This is a genomic window from Bradyrhizobium sp. USDA 4449, assembly GCF_054056275.1.
In genome coordinates this window covers 7478501-7498292 of record NZ_JBSRYD010000001.1, presented here as the reverse complement: position 1 = coordinate 7498292, position 19792 = coordinate 7478501, and the positions used below count along the sequence as shown (strand labels likewise).

The 19792-nt window shown below is 60.5% G+C and carries 25 protein-coding genes and 1 pseudogene; 12 read left to right on the top strand and 14 right to left on the bottom strand.

The window, feature by feature from the left end; translation table 11 throughout:
- Positions 1-21 precede the first annotated feature (21 nt).
- The 6 genes from ACVIIW_RS35410 to ACVIIW_RS35385 all read left to right on the top strand — a co-directional run bounded on the left by ACVIIW_RS35410 (position 22) and on the right by ACVIIW_RS35385 (position 3431).
- The gene (locus tag ACVIIW_RS35410) at positions 22-237 is read left to right on the top strand and encodes a hypothetical protein (RefSeq protein WP_209296633.1); all 216 of its coding nucleotides are present in this window, start codon (positions 22-24) and stop codon (positions 235-237) included.
- 617 nt (positions 238-854) lie between these two features.
- Positions 855-1067, top strand: a complete 213-nt coding sequence (locus ACVIIW_RS35405) for a hypothetical protein (RefSeq protein ID WP_456704941.1) — start codon at positions 855-857, stop codon at positions 1065-1067.
- 295 nt (positions 1068-1362) lie between these two features.
- A complete protein-coding gene (locus ACVIIW_RS35400; protein ID WP_456704940.1) occupies positions 1363-1578 on the top strand; it encodes a hypothetical protein in 216 nt (71 codons plus the stop codon).
- Between the two features lie 1163 nt (positions 1579-2741).
- Complete coding sequence (locus ACVIIW_RS35395) at positions 2742-2954, top strand: hypothetical protein (protein ID WP_456704939.1); 213 nt, start codon at positions 2742-2744, stop codon at positions 2952-2954.
- A gap of 25 nt (positions 2955-2979) precedes the next feature.
- A complete protein-coding gene (locus ACVIIW_RS35390) occupies positions 2980-3192 on the top strand; it encodes a hypothetical protein (protein ID WP_456704938.1) in 213 nt (70 codons plus the stop codon).
- 26 nt (positions 3193-3218) lie between these two features.
- Positions 3219-3431: a hypothetical protein gene (locus tag ACVIIW_RS35385; protein ID WP_456704937.1), complete on the top strand. Its 213-nt coding sequence runs from the start codon at positions 3219-3221 to the stop codon at positions 3429-3431.
- A gap of 233 nt (positions 3432-3664) precedes the next feature.
- On the opposite strand, the gene ACVIIW_RS35380 is transcribed toward ACVIIW_RS35385, so the two are convergent.
- The 3 genes from ACVIIW_RS35380 to ACVIIW_RS35370 are packed head-to-tail and all read right to left on the bottom strand — an operon-like array spanning position 3665 to position 10048.
- On the bottom strand, positions 3665-6568 hold the full coding sequence (locus tag ACVIIW_RS35380) for an NHLP bacteriocin export ABC transporter permease/ATPase subunit (RefSeq protein ID WP_456704936.1): 2904 nt from the start codon (positions 6566-6568) through the stop codon (positions 3665-3667).
- Complete coding sequence (locus tag ACVIIW_RS35375) at positions 6565-8787, bottom strand: NHLP family bacteriocin export ABC transporter peptidase/permease/ATPase subunit (RefSeq protein ID WP_456704935.1); 2223 nt, start codon at positions 8785-8787, stop codon at positions 6565-6567. The genes ACVIIW_RS35380 and ACVIIW_RS35375 overlap by 4 nt, the downstream gene beginning before the upstream one ends.
- Positions 8780-10048 (bottom strand): NHLP bacteriocin system secretion protein, encoded by a 1269-nt coding sequence (locus ACVIIW_RS35370; RefSeq protein WP_456704934.1) that lies wholly within the window; start codon positions 10046-10048, stop codon positions 8780-8782. Before ACVIIW_RS35370 ends, ACVIIW_RS35375 begins: the two co-directional genes overlap by 8 nt.
- 142 nt (positions 10049-10190) lie before the next feature.
- Between ACVIIW_RS35370 and ACVIIW_RS35365 the strand changes: the two genes are divergently transcribed.
- The 3 genes from ACVIIW_RS35365 (at position 10191) to ACVIIW_RS35355 (ending at position 12262) form a co-directional block, all read left to right on the top strand.
- Positions 10191-10718 (top strand): hypothetical protein, encoded by a 528-nt coding sequence (locus tag ACVIIW_RS35365; RefSeq protein WP_456704933.1) that lies wholly within the window; start codon positions 10191-10193, stop codon positions 10716-10718.
- Positions 10719-11088: 370 nt separating this feature from the next.
- Positions 11089-11568 carry a Crp/Fnr family transcriptional regulator gene (locus ACVIIW_RS35360; protein ID WP_456705348.1) on the top strand — a complete coding sequence of 160 codons (480 nt, stop codon included), beginning with the start codon at positions 11089-11091 and terminating at the stop codon, positions 11566-11568.
- Between the two features lie 532 nt (positions 11569-12100).
- Complete coding sequence (locus ACVIIW_RS35355; RefSeq protein ID WP_456704932.1) at positions 12101-12262, top strand: hypothetical protein; 162 nt, start codon at positions 12101-12103, stop codon at positions 12260-12262.
- A 320-nt stretch (positions 12263-12582) separates the two neighbouring features.
- Here the strand turns inward: ACVIIW_RS35355 and ACVIIW_RS35350 are convergent, their stop codons facing one another.
- The 10 genes and pseudogenes from ACVIIW_RS35350 to ACVIIW_RS35305 form a co-directional block, all read right to left on the bottom strand.
- On the bottom strand, positions 12583-12780 hold the full coding sequence (locus tag ACVIIW_RS35350; protein ID WP_456704931.1) for a hypothetical protein: 198 nt from the start codon (positions 12778-12780) through the stop codon (positions 12583-12585).
- Between the two features lie 323 nt (positions 12781-13103).
- The gene (locus tag ACVIIW_RS35345; protein WP_456704930.1) at positions 13104-13712 is read right to left on the bottom strand and encodes a sll1863 family stress response protein; all 609 of its coding nucleotides are present in this window, start codon (positions 13710-13712) and stop codon (positions 13104-13106) included.
- Positions 13713-13812: 100 nt separating this feature from the next.
- Positions 13813-14064 (bottom strand): hypothetical protein, encoded by a 252-nt coding sequence (locus ACVIIW_RS35340; protein ID WP_456704929.1) that lies wholly within the window; start codon positions 14062-14064, stop codon positions 13813-13815.
- 28 nt (positions 14065-14092) lie between these two features.
- A pseudogene (locus ACVIIW_RS35335) lies at positions 14093-14290 on the bottom strand (SDR family oxidoreductase); the annotation flags it as partial.
- A gap of 130 nt (positions 14291-14420) precedes the next feature.
- Positions 14421-15212, bottom strand: coding sequence for an acetoacetate decarboxylase (locus tag ACVIIW_RS35330; RefSeq protein WP_456704928.1), 792 nt, complete (start codon positions 15210-15212; stop codon positions 14421-14423).
- Between the two features lie 28 nt (positions 15213-15240).
- A complete protein-coding gene (locus tag ACVIIW_RS35325) occupies positions 15241-16407 on the bottom strand; it encodes a DUF3734 domain-containing protein (RefSeq protein ID WP_456704927.1) in 1167 nt (388 codons plus the stop codon).
- A 42-nt stretch (positions 16408-16449) separates the two neighbouring features.
- A complete protein-coding gene (locus ACVIIW_RS35320) occupies positions 16450-17049 on the bottom strand; it encodes a PepSY domain-containing protein (RefSeq protein WP_456704926.1) in 600 nt (199 codons plus the stop codon).
- 4 nt (positions 17050-17053) lie between these two features.
- A complete protein-coding gene (locus tag ACVIIW_RS35315; protein WP_456704925.1) occupies positions 17054-17371 on the bottom strand; it encodes a hypothetical protein in 318 nt (105 codons plus the stop codon).
- A gap of 40 nt (positions 17372-17411) precedes the next feature.
- Positions 17412-17717: a hypothetical protein gene (locus ACVIIW_RS35310; protein ID WP_456704924.1), complete on the bottom strand. Its 306-nt coding sequence runs from the start codon at positions 17715-17717 to the stop codon at positions 17412-17414.
- The gene (locus tag ACVIIW_RS35305; protein WP_456704923.1) at positions 17714-17914 is read right to left on the bottom strand and encodes a hypothetical protein; all 201 of its coding nucleotides are present in this window, start codon (positions 17912-17914) and stop codon (positions 17714-17716) included. The genes ACVIIW_RS35310 and ACVIIW_RS35305 overlap by 4 nt, the downstream gene beginning before the upstream one ends.
- A gap of 142 nt (positions 17915-18056) precedes the next feature.
- Here ACVIIW_RS35305 and ACVIIW_RS35300 point away from each other — a divergent pair, with 142 nt between their 5' ends.
- The 3 genes from ACVIIW_RS35300 to ACVIIW_RS35290 all read left to right on the top strand — a co-directional run bounded on the left by ACVIIW_RS35300 (position 18057) and on the right by ACVIIW_RS35290 (position 19042).
- Entirely contained in the window at positions 18057-18311 is a 255-nt protein-coding gene (locus tag ACVIIW_RS35300) for a hypothetical protein (protein WP_456704922.1), read from the top strand.
- Between the two features lie 76 nt (positions 18312-18387).
- A complete protein-coding gene (locus tag ACVIIW_RS35295; RefSeq protein WP_456704921.1) occupies positions 18388-18825 on the top strand; it encodes a hypothetical protein in 438 nt (145 codons plus the stop codon).
- 4 nt (positions 18826-18829) lie between these two features.
- Entirely contained in the window at positions 18830-19042 is a 213-nt protein-coding gene (locus ACVIIW_RS35290) for a TetR/AcrR family transcriptional regulator (RefSeq protein WP_456704920.1), read from the top strand.
- Between the two features lie 47 nt (positions 19043-19089).
- On the opposite strand, the gene ACVIIW_RS35285 is transcribed toward ACVIIW_RS35290, so the two are convergent.
- Entirely contained in the window at positions 19090-19740 is a 651-nt protein-coding gene (locus ACVIIW_RS35285) for a TetR/AcrR family transcriptional regulator (protein ID WP_456704919.1), read from the bottom strand.
- Positions 19741-19792 lie beyond the last annotated feature (52 nt).

Here is a 19792-nt window from a genome sequence, read left to right as displayed (position 1 = left end):
CGCAACCCTGAGGAGGGATTCATGAATGAAGTGCGTGAACTGGTCGATATGGAACTCGAATCCGTATCTGGTGGAGGGCTATTCGACGTGAGCAACTTGTCCGGCAATATCGTCGTACAGCCGCAGATTGCTACGCAGGTTGGTGTTGCCGTCGGCGGCTTCAGCGTCTTCGGCAATGGCGGCAACGCAAACCTCACACAGCTGCTCGCTCAGGCGAACGTCAGCTCGATCGGCTAGGTCTTGAATGCCCGCACACTCCCGGCTGCTCCCGGGAGTGTGCGGTTACAACTTAATTACTGTACGGTGCCCGCTGCAAGGCGTTCCGCCATCGGCTGAACGTAGCCACCAGGGTCGGTCAAATCCCGCAACTTAATTCGACACACCCCCGCCAGGTCTTTTGACCTGCTGATCCGGGAAATGGCTTTAACGTCCCGTCCGATAGGTTCGCAGAAATTGTCCACGTCAGTCTGAGAAGTCCCGCGCCGGCAGTCGCAACCGAACAAGTACTGCGGCGGTAGCCACGACGCGGATTCGATCGGAGAACTCGACATCAGGAATTGCGCCTAGCCGTCATCCCGGCGAAAGTCGCCCATTCGTCTACCGAGCCAGCAATGTCGTTGAAGCGTCTTCCACAAGATCTAGTGTGTCGTCGGGTCGCATGCGCTTCGACGACCAGCTGTCGACGGCCTCGCAAATTCGGCGGGTGATATCGCAGCCAAGGCAGACTGCGTACTGGGTCGCGCGTGATTCTTCTCACAGATAGAAAAACAACCCTCCGGTAAGAACACGAGCAGTGAGGCGCTGGTTTGCTTTGAGCCAGATGCCGTTCACAGCAACTCCTGAGGAGGGAAGTCATGATGGAAGCATGTGAGCTGATCGATCTGGAACTCGACACCGTGTCTGGTGGGTTCTTCGATTTTAGCAATTTGTCCAACAACATCGTCGCGCAGGCGAACACTGCGACGCAGGTTGGTGTCGCCCAGGGCGGCTCCAGCGTGTTCGGTGCCGGTGGTGCCGCTGCCGTCACCCAGCTGCTCGCGCAGGGGAATACCAGCTCGATCGGCTAAGTCACCAATACCCGCACACGTCTTGGTTGCTCCCGGGGGTGTGCGGGTACTCATTTCAATCGAGAACTCTCATGGACACAAGCAGCCCTGATAACGAGAGCGGTGGATCTGGCAGAGCCACACGATGCGCGGTTTGTGATCGCAAGTTTGGACTCGTCCGGCACTATTCGTGGCGCACCCCTTTATGCTCCAAGAAGTGCGTCAATCGCTACAGAATTCGCCAGGCGAGTGATGGAAACTGGCTATGCCGGCTTCTCACTTTAGACCAGGCGCCAGAGATCGAAGCGAGGGCTTGATGGCTTCCCAGATTTCACAACAAGGCAGGGAATACCGACAAATAGCACAGAGCTTGCTCCGCGCTGTCAAAACCATGACCGACCGAACGATTGCCGCCCAGCTCAAGGCTCTCGCCGACGACTACGAGCGACGAGCCGAGAAAGCTTCGCATGCTGGTGCGGCCAAAGCAATCACGCGATCAGCCTCCAGTGCTGAACGCGAGTGGCGCACGTGACCAAACGGGCAGATTCATAGCCTATGCGGAAGAAATGTTGCGGCCGAGGCGTCAAGTCGCGACAGTTTTCACGACCCAAGGCCACTCGGGTGAGTACGTGGCTGGTAGGGTGCTCGGGAATCCAAGCCTGACTGCGCTTGGCCGGGAGGCGCGGCATGGAAGCCCGCGTATTCGCGCTGGCAACAGCGGCGGGAAGAATATGAATACGCTGTGCTTATCTAATTGATCGCTGCTGGTAGGACATGAGTGGCTCGATTCAGCAGGAAGCTGCTTTACTCATCGCTTTAGTCCTCCGCGTCGCGAATGGCCAGATGATGGCCGGCGACCGCCCATGTGAGAATTCTCTTCGTGCGCTGAAAGAAGACTCTTTCTGCCGCGTGCATCGCTCGACGCGATCGACGATGCGCCGCCCTGAACCTCGAGGGTGAGCAGGCGTCAACGCAGTCAGGATTGCCATCCTCGGGAGTTAGGTGCTGTCCGCCTTTTAGCGATCCGATTTAGCCGACGCGTTACTTCTCGAGTGCGTCAGGCGCACGATCGGGGTGAATCGCTCAGACCTATGAAGGCATGCGGCCAGTGTCGAGGTGGTTCGGTTGGTCGCGCCATGGCACTGCGACGGTCGAAGCAAATTCGTCTCGCCATCTTCGGTGCTGTGTCGTCCAAAGAGCTGATGCGGGGGGGCGGCCTATCAGTGGTGTTATGTCTCGCAGCGGCTTCGGGTGCTCGCTGGGCGCAACGCTGCACCAGGTGGTTCGTGGAGCAGCCCAACGTCCCATTCAAAGCTGCGTGATAGCCGGCTACCGTTCATAGATGTGTCGGAGGAGTGCAGCTTCAGCAATCAAACGTCACGCGACTCGTCCATCGCATGATTGGCGCATTTCCGGGACGCGTGATGCCGGGTTGCGAAGCCAATCGCGAACCGAAACAGTTGCGGACTAACAAGCTAACTCCAGCGGCTGGTCAGAGCAGGATGACCGAGTAGTCGATTTCCGCAGCTCCATGCTCGGACAACAACAAGCATCTCAAGCCAAGGCTGACTGCGAACTGTGGGTCGTGCGTGATTCTTCTCACAGATATAAAAACAACCCTCCGGTAAGAACACGGGCAGTGAGGCGCTGGTTTGCTTTGAGCCAGATGTCGATCACAGCAACAAGAGGGAAGTCATGATTGAAGCGTGTGAACTGATCGATATGGAACTCGACTCCGTGTCTGGAGGGTTCTTCGACCTGAGCAATCTGTCCAACAACATCGTCGCGCAGGCGAATACGGCCACGCAGGTCGGTGTGGCTCAGGGCGGCTCCAGCGTCTTCGGTGCCGGTGGTGCCGCTGCCGTCACGCAGCTGCTCGCGCAGTCGAACACCAGTTCGATCGGCTAAGTCACAAATAACAGAGGAGGAAGTCATGATTGAAGCGTTTGAACTGATCGATATGGAACTCGACGCCGTGTCTGGAGGGTTCTTCGACCTGAGCAATCTGTCCAACAACATCGTCGCGCAGGCGAACTCTGCCACGCAGGTCGGTGTGGCTCAGGGCGGCTCCAGCGTCTTCGGTGCCGGTGGTGCTGCTGCCGCCACCCAGCTGCTCGCGCAGTCGAACACCAGTTCGATCGGCTAAGTCACAGATACCAGAGGAGGGAAGTCATGATTGAAGTGTGTGAACTGATCGACATGGAACTCGACGCTGTGTCTGGAGGGTTCTTCGACCTGAGCAATCTGTCCAACAACATCGTCGCGCAGGCGAACTCTGCCACGCAGGTTGGTGTCGCCCAGGGCGGCTCCAGCGTGTTCGGTGCCGGTGGTGCCGCTGCCGCCACCCAGCTGCTCGCGCAGGGGAATACCAGCTCGATCGGCTAAGTCAGCAATACCCCGCACACTCCTTGGTTGCTCCCGGGGGTGTGCGGGTACTCATCTCAATCGAGAACTCTCATGGACACGAGCATCCTCGCGCAATGAACTGCGGGAATAGGCCGCGACACGGTGTCGATGCCCAACGAGCGTACTCGTGTCCACCTGCCGAGAGATCCTCATCCACGGGGAATGACCCCGCCTAGCGATGCGTCCGGATTATCGTCTCCTTCGCCGTTAGACTAGCGTTGAGCCGATTCGAGCAACTGCCGCTTGGCGAAATCCGCAAACGGCCCGGGCTCGTTCATGAGCTCCGCGTAGCTTCCCGCTTGCACCACCTTGCCGCGCGACAGCATGACAATACGGTCCGCATTGCGCACGGTGCTGAGGCGATGCGCAATCACAATCCTCGTAATGCTCAAGCGTTCCAGCGAGGTGGCGACGATGCTTTGGGTTTGGTTGTCGAGTGCGCTGGTTGCCTCATCAAACAGAAGAATCCGTGGTGAGCGCGCAAGAGCGCGGGCGATCAATAGTCGCTGCCGCTGACCGCCTGATAGCGTAGTCACGCCTTCAGCAACCAGCGTATGCATGCCCATCGGCATCTGCGCGATGTCGGCATCCAGCGCCGCCAGTCGGGCGGCCTCCCAGGCCTTCTCCAGCGGTAGATCAACGCCGCCGCAAATGTTGTCGTAAAGGCTTCCGGTTGCGAGCTTGGTATCTTGCAGCACTACGCCAAGCTGCCGGCGCACGGCGCTGATGTCGAGCGTGTTGAGGGCCTTGCCATCGTAAAACACCGTGCCGGCTTCCGCCCGCTCAAAACCGAGCAGCAAACGAAAGAGCGACGATTTCCCGCTGCCTGAGGGACCGACGATCGCGACGTAGTCACCCGTCGCAATGCTTAGGCTGACGTCGTCCAGAACCTTCGGCCCGCCCTTCATATAGCGGAAGACTATGCCGGAAAGTTCAATCTCTCCGGTGAGTTCTCCGGGCGATCGGCGTTCTTCGGAGATCTCGGCAGGAGTGGAAATCACGGGCTTGAGGCGGCTGAGGTGAGGAATGGCCGCCAGGGACTCGCTGACGCTCGAGGCCCAACTGCCGATCGCGGCCGTTGTCTGTCCGAAGGCTGCCAGAAAGCCGAGAAATGCGCCGAGGTCGAGTAGGATGTGACTCTTCGTATAGGAAGCAAGCGCAAAGATGGTCAACGTCGCCAGCATCGGAAAAGCGGTGTCAAAGGTGCTCAGCGCGTTGGCCGCTTGCTGCGAGGCGATGAAATACCGCCTCTGTACGGCAAATTGTTGCGACCAGCGCGCTAACGCGCGCGCCGTTGCGCCGGCCACGCGAAGCTTGCCCACGCCCGCAATCAATTGCAGGACAAAGCCGCTGGCCTTGCCTTGCAGGTTGAAATGCTTGGTTTCGTAGTAGAGTCGCACGGCGCTCGCGGCTAGAATTGCTGCCGCTCTAACCATAGTGAGCAGCAGTGCAATGCTGCCCAGTCGGAGGTCATAGTAGAGCATCAGCCCAATGCTGAAGAAACAAAAGAACGAGGCCGTAAAACCGCCCAGCACGCGTCCGGTGAAGATCCGGCGCGTGGCGTCGATGCCCATGGCGCGATCGACCAAATCGCCGCTGGTATATTCGCGAAACAGGGAGGTCGGTAGGCGGAGCAGTCGGTCGATCAGCGCGGCCTGAAGCTTGTAGTCGAGCAGACCTTCGAGCCTTAACGTGACCCGTCCTTGCATCACCTGTAGGCTGGCCATCGCCACAGCGGTGACCGTCAGCGCAAGCGCGCAAACAACGAGTTGGTCGATCTCGGTTCGCGGGATAACCGAATTCACCAAGACGTTGGTGATCAGTGGCGGCATCAGCGACAGTAGGCCGATTACCATAACGGCCAGCGCGATGCGCGCGATGCTGTCGGAAACGCCCCGCATCGCAAAGCCAAGCAAATCGCGATATTGGAGCGGGCGGGGCGGCAACGCCGGATAGAAAGTGATGGCCTCCGGCTTGAGCTCACCGGCAACGGAGCGATCGACGAAGCGGCGACTTCCACTCTTTGGGTCGAACATCGTGTAAGTGTTCGCACGCTTGCGCACCAGAGCCACCGGATTGCGTTCGGCTCCGTGCCAACCGAGGAGCGGTCCAGCATCGGTCGTCCACCAGACATCGCGCAGATGCACACGGCGGATCCGCAACTGGGCTGTGCGAGCGATCTCCAGAATGTCGCTGAAGGCCTGTCTTGTGGGTTGAGCGCGCTGCGAAAGTGCAACGGGTATTCCCAGTTCGTCCCCGACAACCCGGCAACTGCAAAGCAGCGGGTCTGCCGGATCCCATTCGGATTGCGCGCGATCGGCTTCCTTGACTACGACGTCGGCGAGCCGCTCAAACGAGTCGAGCGTTTGCGACACAGTGAGTTCGTCGCGGCGGACCAGGCGTTCCCGCTCTCGACTGAGGCCCTCTGCCAGGCTGCGCTCGAGATGGGATATGAATGCAACTTGGAATCGGTCAATGGCGGGCCAGAGAACCGGGGTATCTGGCGGGTTCGGGTCGAGACGCAATTTGCACCCATGCTGGCCAGCTTCCACCCACATCCCGGCGGTCAAAGGGAAGGGAGGCTGCCCGGGAGCGAAGCTCGAGCCGAGGTCCATGACGTTTGCAGTCCCGGTGTCGAGGTGGGCCCACACGAGGTCCCGCATCGGACCACGACGTCGTTCGCCTGGGTGCAGTTCAATCGCCTCGTCGCTCACCAACTCGGAGATGGCTTCGTTTGCCGCCGAGCGGACCATGAACACCGCCAATTGGGCGATCCAGCTAGACACAGAGCCAAATGACGCTGCGCTGCGCGGCACCTCCGAAATCGCATTCCCAGGCGGGCCGACAGCGATGATCTGCAGTCGGCTGCCCGAGGTTTCGCAGGCATTGTGCAGGTCCAGAATGCATCCGCCGTTTTCGACGCGAAACAAATGCTGGCGCGTGCCCGTCGGCCGAACTGCAAACAAATCGACGTGACCGGCGGCCACTTGAAGAACGTGTTCGTGGTCGCTGAGAAGCATTGGGCGACGCGCATCGAGCGAAGTCCGGTGCGGAAGACCGCTCGGCGCCTCGGGTTGTTGCCCAACGAAACTCTCGCTGACAAATCGATCCGTCATTCGCGCTCCACCAGTTTGGCATAGGAGGCCTGAAGCGCAAGAAGCTCCTCATGCGTGCCGCGCTCAACGATGCGACCGCGTTCAAGCACGACGATTTCGTCGCAATCGCGTATCGTGCTCAAGCGGTGGGCGATGATGATGCAGCTGCAGCCGCGGCGCCGCAGGTTGTCGTCGATGGATTTTTCCGTAATCGGATCAAGTGCAGCCGTCGCTTCATCCAAGACAACGATCGAGGGATTACAAACCAGAGCTCGGGCGATTTCGATGCGCTGACGCTGACCGCCGCTGAAGTTCGTGCCGCCCTCGTTTACGTGGCAGTCATAATTGCCCGGTCTCGTCGCAAGGTCTTGATGAATCAGCGCGTCCTTGGCCGCCGTCAGGAGGTGACGCTCATCGGTTGTTGAATCCCAGAGCGTCAGATTGTCTCGCGCCGTTCCCTCGAACAGAAAGACGTCCTGGTCGACATAGGCGACGGAGTTCGCAAAAATGTCCGGAGGGATATCCGTCAGCCTACATCCATCAAAATGAATCTCGCCGGACCAGGGTTTGTACAGTCCGCAGATCAGTTTGCCGAGCGTTGATTTTCCGCTGCCCGACATGCCAACGAGTGCCACGCGTGAACCGGCAGGGATCACCAGCGAAAGATCGGCCAAAAGCGGCGGTTCGAGCACCGAATAGCCGAAGCTGATGTTGTGAAGTTCGAGCCGGCCGGTAAGCTTCGGCGGCAAGGCACTCGCATGTGTCGGTGGTTGCGGGGCTAGAGGGTATCGGTAGACATCCTCGAGCCGTTCGAGTGCTCCCTTGATGGTTTGCAGTCCACCGAAATAGTTCACGAGATTGACGAAAGGCTCGGAGAAACTCAATGCTAGGGATTGGAAGGCGACGAGGCTTCCCAGTGTCAGGGAGCCCTCAATGACCCGCAAGCCTCCGACACCAAGAATCGCTGCGATCATGAGACCCGTGAGCAAGGTCGGCACCATGTCCAATATGATGGCGGAGGCGCCGATCCTCTGTTCGGCGTTGAGGTTCTTAGCTTGAAGACCGGCCCACCGGCCGAAGGCGTCGTCTTCCAACCCACTTGCTTTGATGGTTTCGATAGTCCGCACCATGCTCACGGTTGCCCCGAGCAGCTTTCCCTGATCGAGCGCCAGCCGATAGCTCAGTTCCTGGCGGCGTGAAGCGACAAGCCGCAGGAGCAGAACATTTATCAAAGAGATTGCGACGCAAAGAGTGGTCAGGCTGACGTCGTAGACGGCCATGGCTGCGGCGAACAAGACCACCGACATCAGGCTGAGCGCATTGGCTGCAATGCCGCTTGAAAGCAGACGGGCGATCTGTTCGTTGGCTGCGATACGACCCGCAATGTCGCCTGCGTGGCGTTGGGTGAAGAATTCCAGCGGCAGCATCATGAGGCGCCACAGAAAACGGCTGGTCATCACGACGGCGAGCTTGGTCTGCAGCCGCAATAGCAGCGATTGACGTATGATCGTCAGGACGGCCCGGAGGGTCGCCGTCAGCGCCATGCCGATCAGGAGCGGCACAAGCCAGTTGCGCGTGTGCTGAATCAAAATTTCATCGACAAAGATTTTTGAGAATCCCGCGGCAACAATATTGGGCAGGACCGCGGCGATGCTGACCACAACCAGCAGGGCCACCGCCTGCTTCGAGTGGCGCAGCTCCCGTATGAGCAGGCTTATTCCCTTCGGTTTGCTGCCAACTTTCTCGAACCTTTCGTCCCGTTCAAACACCAGAACGACGCCGGTGAAGGCGAGGTCAAGCTCGACCAGATCGATCCGCCGACGTCCGCTCGCGGGGTCGTTTATATAGGCGTGCTTCTTGTCAATTCCTTCCAGGACCACGAAATGGTTGAAATTCCAGTGAATGATGCACGGGGTTGGAATCGCGGCGAGCGCCGGAGGTTCGACGCTGTAGCCCTTCGCCGCCAGCCCGTATCGCCGCGCCGCCCTGATGATGTTGCTCGCCTTGCTGCCGTCGCGCGATACGCCGCATGCGATACGAAGCTGCTCCAACGGGATCCACGCACCGTAATAGCCGAGGATAATGCCAAGCGCTGCCGCTCCGCATTCGACGGCTTCCATCTGCAGTAGGATGGGTGTCCGCCGGATGCGTTGCTGCGGCAACCAGCTCGCCATACGGCTGACGTAGGATTTTGGCCGGCCACGCTCGCTGGTTGGCTGGTTTGGAGAGGACTTATCCATCGATTCCCGTGAGGTGCTTGAGCAGGGGTATCACCAGATCGATCGGGCGCCGCCGGCGTGTTGTGATCTCGGCCCGCGCCAACGTTCCGCTGGTGAGATGGATGTTCGGCCCCTCGCCAACGGCCCATCTATATCCGGTTGCAGTGGAGGTATCTTCATCGAGTGCAACCATCGCGGCGTAAGGCGCACCGTCGCGCGAGAAGCGTGAAACCAGGCTTTCGTTATGCAGCAGCGCACCCATGCCTTGCGGCGTCATCGGGAAATCAGAGATGCTGACCACCTGGCCTAGCATCATGCCAAATTCCTCGCGCTTCACCGTGCTCGGCTCCAGTTGCACCTGCATGCCGGGCTTGATCTGTTTGCCCCGTTCGGCAGAAACATAGACGACGGCTTGGAGCCTGGTGCCTTCGCTTTCGATCGCAATAACCGGTGTACCGACGGCTAGCACTGAACCGGACGAAATCTTCACTTCCAAAACCCGCCCGTCCATCGGGCTGATCACTTGGGTGTTCTGGCTCAGCTGTTCGGCGGCGGCATTCATTTGCCGCCGGGCCTCGTTGAGTGAAAACTCGGACTGCTGAATTTCGCGCCCGCGCTCCGTTTCCAGATCCGTCTTCTGCGACCGCAGCTTTAAGATCTCGTTCTGGGCATCAGTACGGCGCTGTTGCGCATCGGTCAGCTCCTGACGTCGCTCTTCCAGATTGCGGCGCGTCGTGTATCCCTTAGCCAGCAGATCCTCCAGGTTTTTGACGTCGACGGTGAGATACTCGATACGTTGGCTCGTTGCCTTGATCACCTGTTGCAGGGCGATTTCAAGCTTTGCAAAGTTCTGGCTCTTGGCGGCGAGCTCGCTTGCAGCTTTCGATACCCGGTCGGTGTGCTCCCGCTCGCGTTCATGAAAGACCTCGGTAGCTGCGTCGTGCTTTTGCTGGATCTCGGTCTGAACGATCTGAGCGATGGGTTGGTCCTTCTTGACGTGATCGCCGACCGTAACTGCGACCGACTGCAGCCGTCCGGCTGCGGCGGATACGGCGTCGACGACCTTACCGCCACTGCCAATCAGGATACCCTCGCCTGAGACGCGAGTGGGCACGCGCCCGAAGATGCCCCACAGCACGGCCGCCACGAGAGCAATGCAGAGCACGAGGGTCAGAATCCAGTCAGCGGGCCTGGTGATGACAACGAGATGATCGAGCTGCTCGGGAGACGCAGCCCGGTCAAGGGCCGCGGCGCGAAACGCCCGTTGCGGCCGGTCGGTCATGCTCTTATGCTCCGGCTTTGGGAGCGGTTCAGACGCCGACATGTCTGCACGCAAAGCAAGTGTGAACTGAAGTCGACGATCGCTGATCTTTGCACAAGATCGACCGTCCAACAATAAGGGGCGAGCATGGAGAGCGGCTGAAATGCACGGGCTGATGGGCACCATGTTGTTTTCGTTCCCAGCGCGAGCGCACCGAAAGATGCTGGCCGCCGCCTTGGGGCTTGCCTTGGTCTTACCCGGTGTGTGCGGTGCGGGCGTCCTGTCCGAGAGCGATTTCCGGCAGGCGGAGAGCCTTAAGCCACTCTTTGCCAACCTCATGAACGACCTTGTTGCAACCGCAAAGCGCCCCGACGTTTCCAGCGGCGACGCCGAGTGTGTCAACTCGACTGTCCGGGAACTTCTGCAAATCTCCGACGAACTCGCAAGCTACGAGTATCTGATCACCATGGAGAAAGATCTGACCGACTTCGGCGACAAGAATCCGATGCGGGACATTGTCAAGTTTGCCGTCGACAAGAGCAGCACGATCCTGACCGGCGAAAGAAAACGATTAGTTCAGATCTCCGAGCGGTGTACCAAATATCCGTTGGGGCAAGGCAAGATTGAGCAGGCCGTAACCGTCATCGACACGACGACAGGCATATTGGCTTCCATTCGAGCGCGCCTTTGACCGGGCGAAAGGAAGCGCCCGCGGGGTCGGCGATCTCGACGTGCGGAGATGAGAGCGAAGGACAACTTGCAGATCCCAACGGAGAAAAGCGCGCCCAGGTCGACCAGTGAGTAGCCGAGCACCATCGAGAACACCTTGGTGCCACTTTTTGTAAGCTGGGCGGCAAGCTTCCGGCGATGGAGGCCCTGACTGTCTTTCGATCAGCCCGAAGTTGCTGGGCGAGGGGGGGACCCGACAGACCTTCGCGATGCAAATCCCGGATCATGACAAGTTCCCGAAGCAGGATCACCGCGCTCGTCCTGCGGCCTGCTCCAGCAGCGTCGACGTCTCGGCGGCTTGCCACCGCTGGTCGCGGGAGTATATTTTGTCAATGGCTGTCAGCTCGCCCGATCTGAAAGCATTTTTGCTTGCCACACCGTTCTTCGGTGGTCTCTCAGACGCGAGTTGCGATCTGTTGGTCTCAATGCTGGTCGAGCGCTGCTTCGGCGTTGGTGACACTGTCGTCGCGGAAGGAGAACCAGGCCGCTCGATGTTTGTTGTTCACTCCGGCGAGCTCGTGGTGAGCAAGCTTGCGGGATCGGGGCGCGCAATTCGAATGGCGAGTCTGGGGCCGGGAGACTTTTTCGGCGAAATGACGCTCATCGAAATGCAGAACCGGTCAGCGACCATCGTCGCGCAGAGCCAAACTCTGCTGTACGAGCTCACGGCTCGACAACTTTACGCGTACTACAAGGCCGATATCCACGCGTATGTGATGGTGATGCAGAATGTCAACCGCGAGCTTTGTCGGCGGCTTCGTCGCGCCGACAATCGCTTTGCGGAGTTGCAGATGCTTCACGCGTGTCGGTGACGAAGTGACCGATGCCTGGTTTCAGTGCCCAGACCGTGATTGACCGGGCACAAGAGGTTTACCTGGCACGCTCGAGGTACTGGTAATCGGCTGCTTTGCATCGTCATTTGCGGGGGACCGCCGTGAGGGCGGGGCCGTAGGCTTTGGTGTATTCGGGTTTGATCACATCGATGCGCCCGATCCAATGCCCGTTCGGCATGTTGCCCGCCTCATCTTTGCATTCTCAAACCAAAAGGGGCCACTGGCGGTTGAATTGCTCTGCGTGCCGATGTTCCGTTGGGTTGACGACACCGTTGGGCTTGAGCGTAGTGGCGCGGCGGGGCCAGGCTAATCGAGCGTCGAGGTCCGTTCAGGGGCAGTCGCGTCATTTTGGCTGAGTCTTTGGCATTTCCGGTCGGGCCTTAAGTGCCGACGTGCCAGAACTCCGAAAGGACCGAAAAGGTGACGGCGATCACAGACCGTGACGCTTCTTTGCCCGACTTATGCGCGACCGGCAACGTATGGCCGTCATCAGCAACAGGAGATAATGACCATGCCTAAAGATAAAGAGTTGGAAACGCGTCCCTTGGGCGACAAAGAGTTGGAGACGGTGAGCGGCGGCTTCACGAGGACGGGAGACTTCTACGGTGAGCCCGTCGTCTACACCGTTAAGGATTACGGTACCGCGTGGAATACGGTTTCTCAGCTAAGGTGAAGTGACGGCCTGCGCGGGAGGGCACTGCGAGGCGCAGTGCCCTCCCAGCCTTGTATGTACTGGAATAACCGGTTCGGGCCAATTGCGATTAAGGCGGCTGGCGCGGCAGGGAGTTGGCGCATCGAATCGGCCCATTGCTTTGGCTTCGGTGTTTTCATGGTGCGGCGCTCAGGCGGCGGCCAGATAACCAGCGAGCCAAGCAGTCGGCACTGGGGAAATTTACGGGTGGTCCGGCATGCGATGGGCACGCCGTCAGCGGCTCACGACACATCGCCCCGGCGAATGGAAGAGGCCGCCCACCTTGGCGGCCTCTTGGTTTCTCACGGCAGGTTATTGTTGTTGTCTATTGTGTCCCCAAAGGAACTGTTTCCAGTAAAGACGCTGCCAGGCGCAAAGTTTTTAGCCTTAATCCCCGCAATGATCTGCGCTTCATTCGTGGGTACGGACATTCCGCCGCTGATCTGGTCGAGCTGGGCGATCGACAGTTCGAGAGTTTCGGTTCGCGCAATCTGGGTCATGTTCATTCTCCCTGCTTCACGAGGGGATTGCTCCCCGTTCAATCTCATGTCGCAGGTTTAGACTGGATAATTAATCTGCGCCGTGACGAAGGTCACACACCAGCGATGAACAGCGCACCATTGCCGTGCTGGGAGCCGGGCAAAGACGGCGCAAGCCCCGCGAGCAAGACCGACCGAACGTCCTAAAACGACGCCAGAAGTGGCTGAACGATCAGCCCCCCGCTTGATCGCAAGCGCCTCCTCTTCGTCGACAACCTTCAAGAGCTCAGGGCCGAATGCTGGCATATCTCCCCTGAACCGGCGGCTGTTGAACACAGCAACCTTCAGCTCTTCGGTCCGGCGTGCCTCAGCGCATTCCAAGCAGCTTGGTTGGCCTGATCGAACGCTTTGCGGGATTCCGCGAGCGCTGCGCTCAGCACTGACCAGGAATCGCCGCCGGCCTGCTTCAGCTTCTGCAGACGAGCTTCTGCCTCGGAGGCGTCGGCCTTCATCTGCTTTAGAGCGGCGTCGACGTCGCCCGTATGCGATGCGGCGACCTTGCCGGCTGCCTCACGGAATTTGTCGGCGGCCTCGCGCCAGGCCTTTACCTGTGCGGCCGCGATGTCCTTGAAGGTCGCTTGCTGCTGCTCGACTTGCTTGCCGGCGCTTTCAACGTAGATCTTCATCTGCGCCTCGAAGCCGTTCCACTGCTTCTCGAGCTCCGCCTTGCTACGTGCCCAGGCCGCTTCGCCGACATCGGCTTGGGTCTTAAGCTGCACCTGGAATTCGTCACGACGCTTCTTCAGATCGGCGATGATCTGCTCGGCCCTGACCTTCGACTCGGCCTTGACATCGCCAGCCTTGATCTCGAACGAGGCCAGAGCGGCATCCATTTCGTCGATGCGCTCCTTGGCCCAATTCAGGTAGAAATGCATGCTGCTGTGCTCTGACATGATCGTCTCCGTTGACCGTTCTGGCTGGATGATCTTCTCCGAGTTCGGCTTTGCGCGTGTTGACTTGGGTCAACCGCACTCTGCGTGGCCGCCTCGCTCCTCAGGCCGCGAGACATGGAAAAAGCGTTGACCTTTCGGCCGTGGCCGTTGTCCGAGTGCGCCGCGGCCCGGAGGCAAGTGCTGCATAGAAGTCGGCTGGAGCCATCAACTCGGCATCGCACGGCAGCACATCCTCACTGAAGGCCGCCTCGGCCAGGCCCAGGGCGCCGGCAAGACCGCCATCGGCCGCAAGATCGAGCTGGAGGAAGTGCTTGCTCTCAATGACGAGGTCGGCAGCTTGGAAAGAAGACATGATCGAATGCTCCCTGCATTGAAAGGCGCTATGCGGCCGTCCAGCCCCCGTGCATCGCGAGGTTGGCGCCGGTGATCTGCGCGGCCTCGTCGCTGCACAGGAAGAGCGCGAGCGAGGCGACCTGCTCGACTGTGACGAACTCCTTGGTCGGCTGGGCGGCGAGCAGGACAACGTTGATGACCTCATCCCTCCGCATGCGACGGGCCTCCATCGTGTTGGGAATTTGCGAGGCCGATGCCGCTGGTGGAGCCGGTGACGACCGCCGTCTTACGGTTCAGAATTGCCATTTCTTACACTTCCTCGTAACATCAAAACCGGATCGGCGCCGCACCCCGGATCGGGACGCGCAGTTGAAGTCAAAAGACAAGAGCCTTCTCACTGGTGCGAATCGAGCCGCGCGCCGGTTGCTGCAGAAAATCGTGCACCACCGTTCCGAGCCCGAGCGTGAGGTCGGCGCGGATGTGAACGGCGGAGATGATCTCCAGGACCGGCAGTTCGGCCACGGGTGCCAGCGCATGTGGCGTCAACGCGAGGGCCGCAGGCCCGGTCCACGCACCCTTCAGCACGATGTCCTCAAGCCCGAATTGAACGAGCTCGCAGATCCGCGGGCTGCCGTCGACGTGCGGGATGATTTTGAGCAGGAAGTTCGGCTCGCCAAGGGCAGCCTTGACCTTCGCCAGATCGGCCTCGCGGTGCTTGTAGCCCATCGTCCCCGTCGCGACCCGCAGCGGCCCGTAGTCCAGCGTGCCGATCAGCGTGTCGATCTCGGTCCTCAGGGTCGGCTGTGCCAGCTTTTTCGGAAAGCCCCACAGCTCGCGTCCGCCCGCAATGGGGCCTTCGTCATTGAGGAACATGCAATGGGTGTAGCCGCCCTTGCGGCCGCGGAAGGAGACGGGGATCACTTGCCCGCTTTCCGTATAGTCGCCAAAGCCATTGGAATCGGGCATGCGGATGAACTCGTATTTGACGAGAGCCTCTCGCTCGTCCACCTCCAGCGGCTCCGGCACCACGGCCCGCAGCTTGGCCGGATCGGTACGGTAGGTGATGATCAGGTATTCGCGATCGATGAACCGGTAGGGCCCGGGAGGGTAGGCCGGATTTGTCAGCGGCATCGCGAAGGCTCGCCGTCTCACGTCAGTCTCACGCATAAGAAATCTCCGTGTCATCAGGGCACCGCTACTCGCGGCCGTCATGTTCGAGATCAAAGGTGAAGACCCCGTCGGGGCCAGAAGGGCGGGCGAGCACCTCCGGATGGCGCAGGGTGCGCAATGCGTCGTGGTAGCCGGCCTGCCAGTGCTCCTGCATCGAAAGACGCGAGAACTCGTAGTCCTTGGAGTGCCCCTCGTGATTGCGCGCGCGGTAGATCAGGTGGACGATGTTGTAGACGTTCCGTGAGACCGCTGTGCTGAGCAGTCTCACGTCCTCATCCTGGCTGAGATCGTCGGGCAGCCGGCCAAGCAGATCGGTGAGTGCGCGCCGCAGACGCTGCACGCGCTTGAACTGATCGGTGCTGGCGCGCGTGCGGCTCGAATACTGGATTTCCTTGTGCCGCGTGATCACCTCGGCTATGTTGCGGGGAATTTGGCCGCGCGCGCTCCAGAGATCGACCTGGAACGCCAGCATGTCCTGCGGGGCATCTGATTCGATCACCCATTGCAGCGGCGTATTGGAGACGAGGCCACCATCCCAATAATGTTCGCCCTCGATCTCGACGGCCGGAAAGCCGGGTGGCAGCGCGCCGCTCGCCATCACGTGCTCCGGCCGGATCGTATGGGTGGTATTGTCGAAATAGACGAAATTTCCGGTTCTGACGTTGACCGCGCCGGCACTGAAGCGCGTCAGCCCGGCGTTGAGACGATCGAAGTCGACCAAGCGCTCCAGCGTGATCCTGAGCGCGCGCGTGTCATAGATGCTGGTCGCATCGCTGGCTCCGCCGGGCTGCAGCCAGGGCAGGACGGGACGGGCGGAGAAAAAACCGGTTGCGCCACACGTGGCCGCCAGACCGGCGCTCATCTGATTGATGAGGTTGCGCGTGCTGTCGGTCTTCGACCAATCGCTGAAAGCGGACCACTCCCACGCCGCCGTCGAGGTGACCTGGGTCCAGAAATCGCGCAAACGGTCCACGCGGCACTCCGGCGGATTGCCGGCGATGATGGCGGCATTGATCGCGCCGATCGAAATGCCGGCGACCCAATCGGGGTGAATGCCGGCTTCGGCCAGGGCTTCATAGACACCGGCTTGATAGGCACCGAGCGCACCCCCGCCCTGTAACAGCAGGGCGATGCAATCGAAGGGCACGCGCCGTGAGGCGGACGAGATCTGTGATCGAGGCTGGAAGTTCATCGTGAGTGATTTCCTTCATTCTTGCGGGCGTAGTTCGCCGGGCTAGCGATGGATCGGGCCTTGCTTTGCGACCTTGGGCGGCTCGAGCATGACCTCCTTCAAATCATCGCCGGCGGCGACGACCACGACGAAGTTGAGCCTGCCGTCCTGTCTGACCAGCCCACCGGCAAGCGCGCTGCCGGCCGCGGCTCGCTCTGCGACCTGCACGGCGTCAGACAATTCCTGCTTGATCCATTTGAGTGCGATCATGTTGGCGAGGTCTTCGTGGCCGAGCTCCCGCAGCGAAGACGTCACTTCCTTTCCCGCGATGCCGCCGGAGTTCGCGTCGACGGTGTTCTCCCATACCTGTTCATTCCGGATCGTGCGGACGCGGTAGAGGGGGGCGCCGGCAGACTCGAAGCTGATGTCGGCTGTCTTCGAGCCCTCATGCAGACGCTCGGCGATCGCCATGGCGCGGCCGAGCGGGACGCGGACCGTGCGGAACTCCGTGAGTACGCGGCGGATTGTGCCGTCCTCGGCGTCGCCTGGCGCGGTCGTGCTTCTGGGATCGGTATCCGCAGGACTCTGGACGTCCGCGACGGCGCCGCTCGCTGTCAGCATGGCGGTCCAGACGATCAGGGCTAACAGATGTTGCTTCGGCATCGGATCAATCTCGGTCAGGTCGTTCGATGGCGCTCGCGGCTGCGTGGGCGACGACGATCTCCTTGGCGGAGGGCGCGGGCAGTGACTGGTTGGTGTCGATCATCACGAGCTCCGGTCCCTTCATGGCAGAATGGATGAGGATCGGAGGTGCCGCGGGATCCGGCTCGGTAAAGCGGCCAGGCGATGGCGCCGGCAGCATGGAGCCCGCCGCCCAAAGCAAGCAGAGCAGCGCGCCGCCGACCGACAGAAAGTAGCCGCGCAAGGGCAGGGCGATTTCAGTCCCTTGGCCCGCGCGCATGGCGATGATGGATTGTCGGCTCACGACACGCGGCTCCCGATGGTCATATCGCTGTGTCGCATCATCAGATTCGCCACGGCCGCGGATGCTTGCGCGCAAGCTCGGCGTCGAGATAGCCGCGCTCGTCGAGCCAATCGGTCGGACAATAGGCCGCGATGTTCGGGTCAATGGTGAATCCGTCACGCCTCAGCGCCGTCCGCGTACCAGTGAGGCCCATCCACACGGCTTTGACGCTATTGGGATCCACTTCCATCGCGTCGAAGACTTCGATGAAGTTCAGCATTTCCGCTCCAGGCGTCCCTTGCGCCGTGTGCGTGAGTCGGTCAATTTCGTCAGGCGCAACGCCTCTGTGTGCGAGCGCCTGCGTCATGCGACCATCCTCCGCTCCAGCCGGATAGGGCTCGGCCGGCGTTCGCCGAGCGAATGACCCCAGGCGATCATCGCGATCGTGATGCCCAACAGCAGGCTCAACACCACGAGTAACAGGGCGACGACGATATTCGGCGATGCCACGGCGAGCGCGGGGATCGGGTTTTCGCGCATCAACGCGAACAGCAGGCTTGACATTCTGCGCCTCATTAATAAACTATACCGTATAGTTCATATAAATCAGGCGCCGCGCCCGAAGTCAAGACGATGGCTTCACAAGGGCGTGTGCAGACCGGGGTTCACGGCCCGCCAGCAACCACTACGCAAGAAAGGAACTGACATGACGAGATTGATGCCGGCGCTGTTCGCAGCGGTCGTGGTCGCGCTTGGCAGCGCAGCTGCATCCGGGCAGGAAAACCAGGGCACGGCAGAGCAGAGGGCCGCGTGTACACCCGACGCGTTTCGCCTGTGCAGCAGCTACATTCCAAATCCGTCGGGGGTCGAAGCCTGTTTGCGTCAGCGTAAATCGGACCTGAGCCAGGCGTGCAAGGCGGTGTTTGAGCAGGCAAGCATTGGATCGGTGCGGAGCCGATAAGACGCAACGTCGCGGCGGGCGCCCCTTGAGCACTCCGCAGAGGCGTCTGCACCGCGACCGGCGAGAGGAAAGACCGATGACCACGATGTATATTCCGGCGCTCGCCGCCTTCGGTGGCTCCGCCTTCGGAGCGGTCTCGACCATCATGAGTGGATGGTTCAACCGGCGCCGAAGGCTTCGAGAGCGACATCACGCTCGCTCGTTCGAAAAGCGCGAACGGTTGTACAAGAACTTCATCGAGGAGGCTTCCCGCCTGTATGCCGACGCGCTCGTCAGCGACAGGGCGGAAATTCCGCAGCTCGTCGGTCTCTACACGCTTATCGGTCGCATGCGAATCCTGTCCACCGACGAGGTCGTTCACGCAGCCGAGCGCACCGGTCGCCTGATCATCGAAACCTATTTGTCGCCAAACCGGTCAATCGTCGACCTGCCCGACTTCATCGAGGAAATCGATCCTTTGCGCGCTTTCGGCGAAGCCTGCCGCATCGAGTTGCTGAACCTTCCGTCGCGGTGAGAACATGAAGCGAGAACATGCTCATCATCTCGGCAAGCACCCGGATGCTCGGAACAGAATCGTCCAGGCGGCGACCGACCTCTCTTGCGAGATCGGTCACAACAAGACGGCTCTCGCGGAGATTGCGCGGCGACTGTCGATGTCTCCGGCCAACATCCATCGCTTCTTCGCATCAAAGCGCGCGATCATCGCAGCTGCATTTGAAGGCCGCTGCTGACGCTGATGCCTCCGGGGTCAGTCCAAAGCGGGCAGATGGCCATGCTCCTATGACCAGTCCGTCTCGCACGCCGCCAGGAAAAAGCCGACACGTTCGCGCACGAAGCCGGGAAGCTCCTTTTTCAAGTCCCTCGGCGTCTCGCCGACGAGCGAGCGGAACAGCATCGGCAGCAGGATCAGGTCGAGGAAAATCTGTGCGGTGGCGCGGCTTCGTTTGGCGCTGAAAGGCCCCCTTGCGGTGCGGGCGAGCTTTTGCGTGGCTTCGTCCAGCAGCTGCGACACCGCATTCAGGGAGCGATCGCGCGCAGCGTCGTGGACGTTCCGGCTCAGTTCGGGAAACCGCTGCGATTCCGCGATGGTGGCGCGCACCATGCCCAGTGACTCCTCGACAACGCGGTCAACGATGGCTGTCCCGAGGCTCATCAACTTGTCCTCGATGGTGCGGCCTTCGGGCGAGAACCCCTCGAAATCCGTCAAGCCGTCGATGGTGCGCGCCACCACTGCCGCGAACAGCGCCTCCTTGCCGGGGAAATGGGCATAAATCGTCGGCTTGCTTGCGGGGGCGAGCTCCGAAATGTCGTCAATGCTGGCGCTGCGGTAGCCCTTTTCCAAAAACAGCTGCTGGGCCGCATCGAGAATGCGTGCCGGCGCGTCTCCGGCCAGATCCTTGGGCGGTCTGCCTCGCTTCGTTTTCTTCATTCTTAAACCTCCGAAATCACGAGTCTGTGCGTTTCGCTTTCCCGCTTGACAC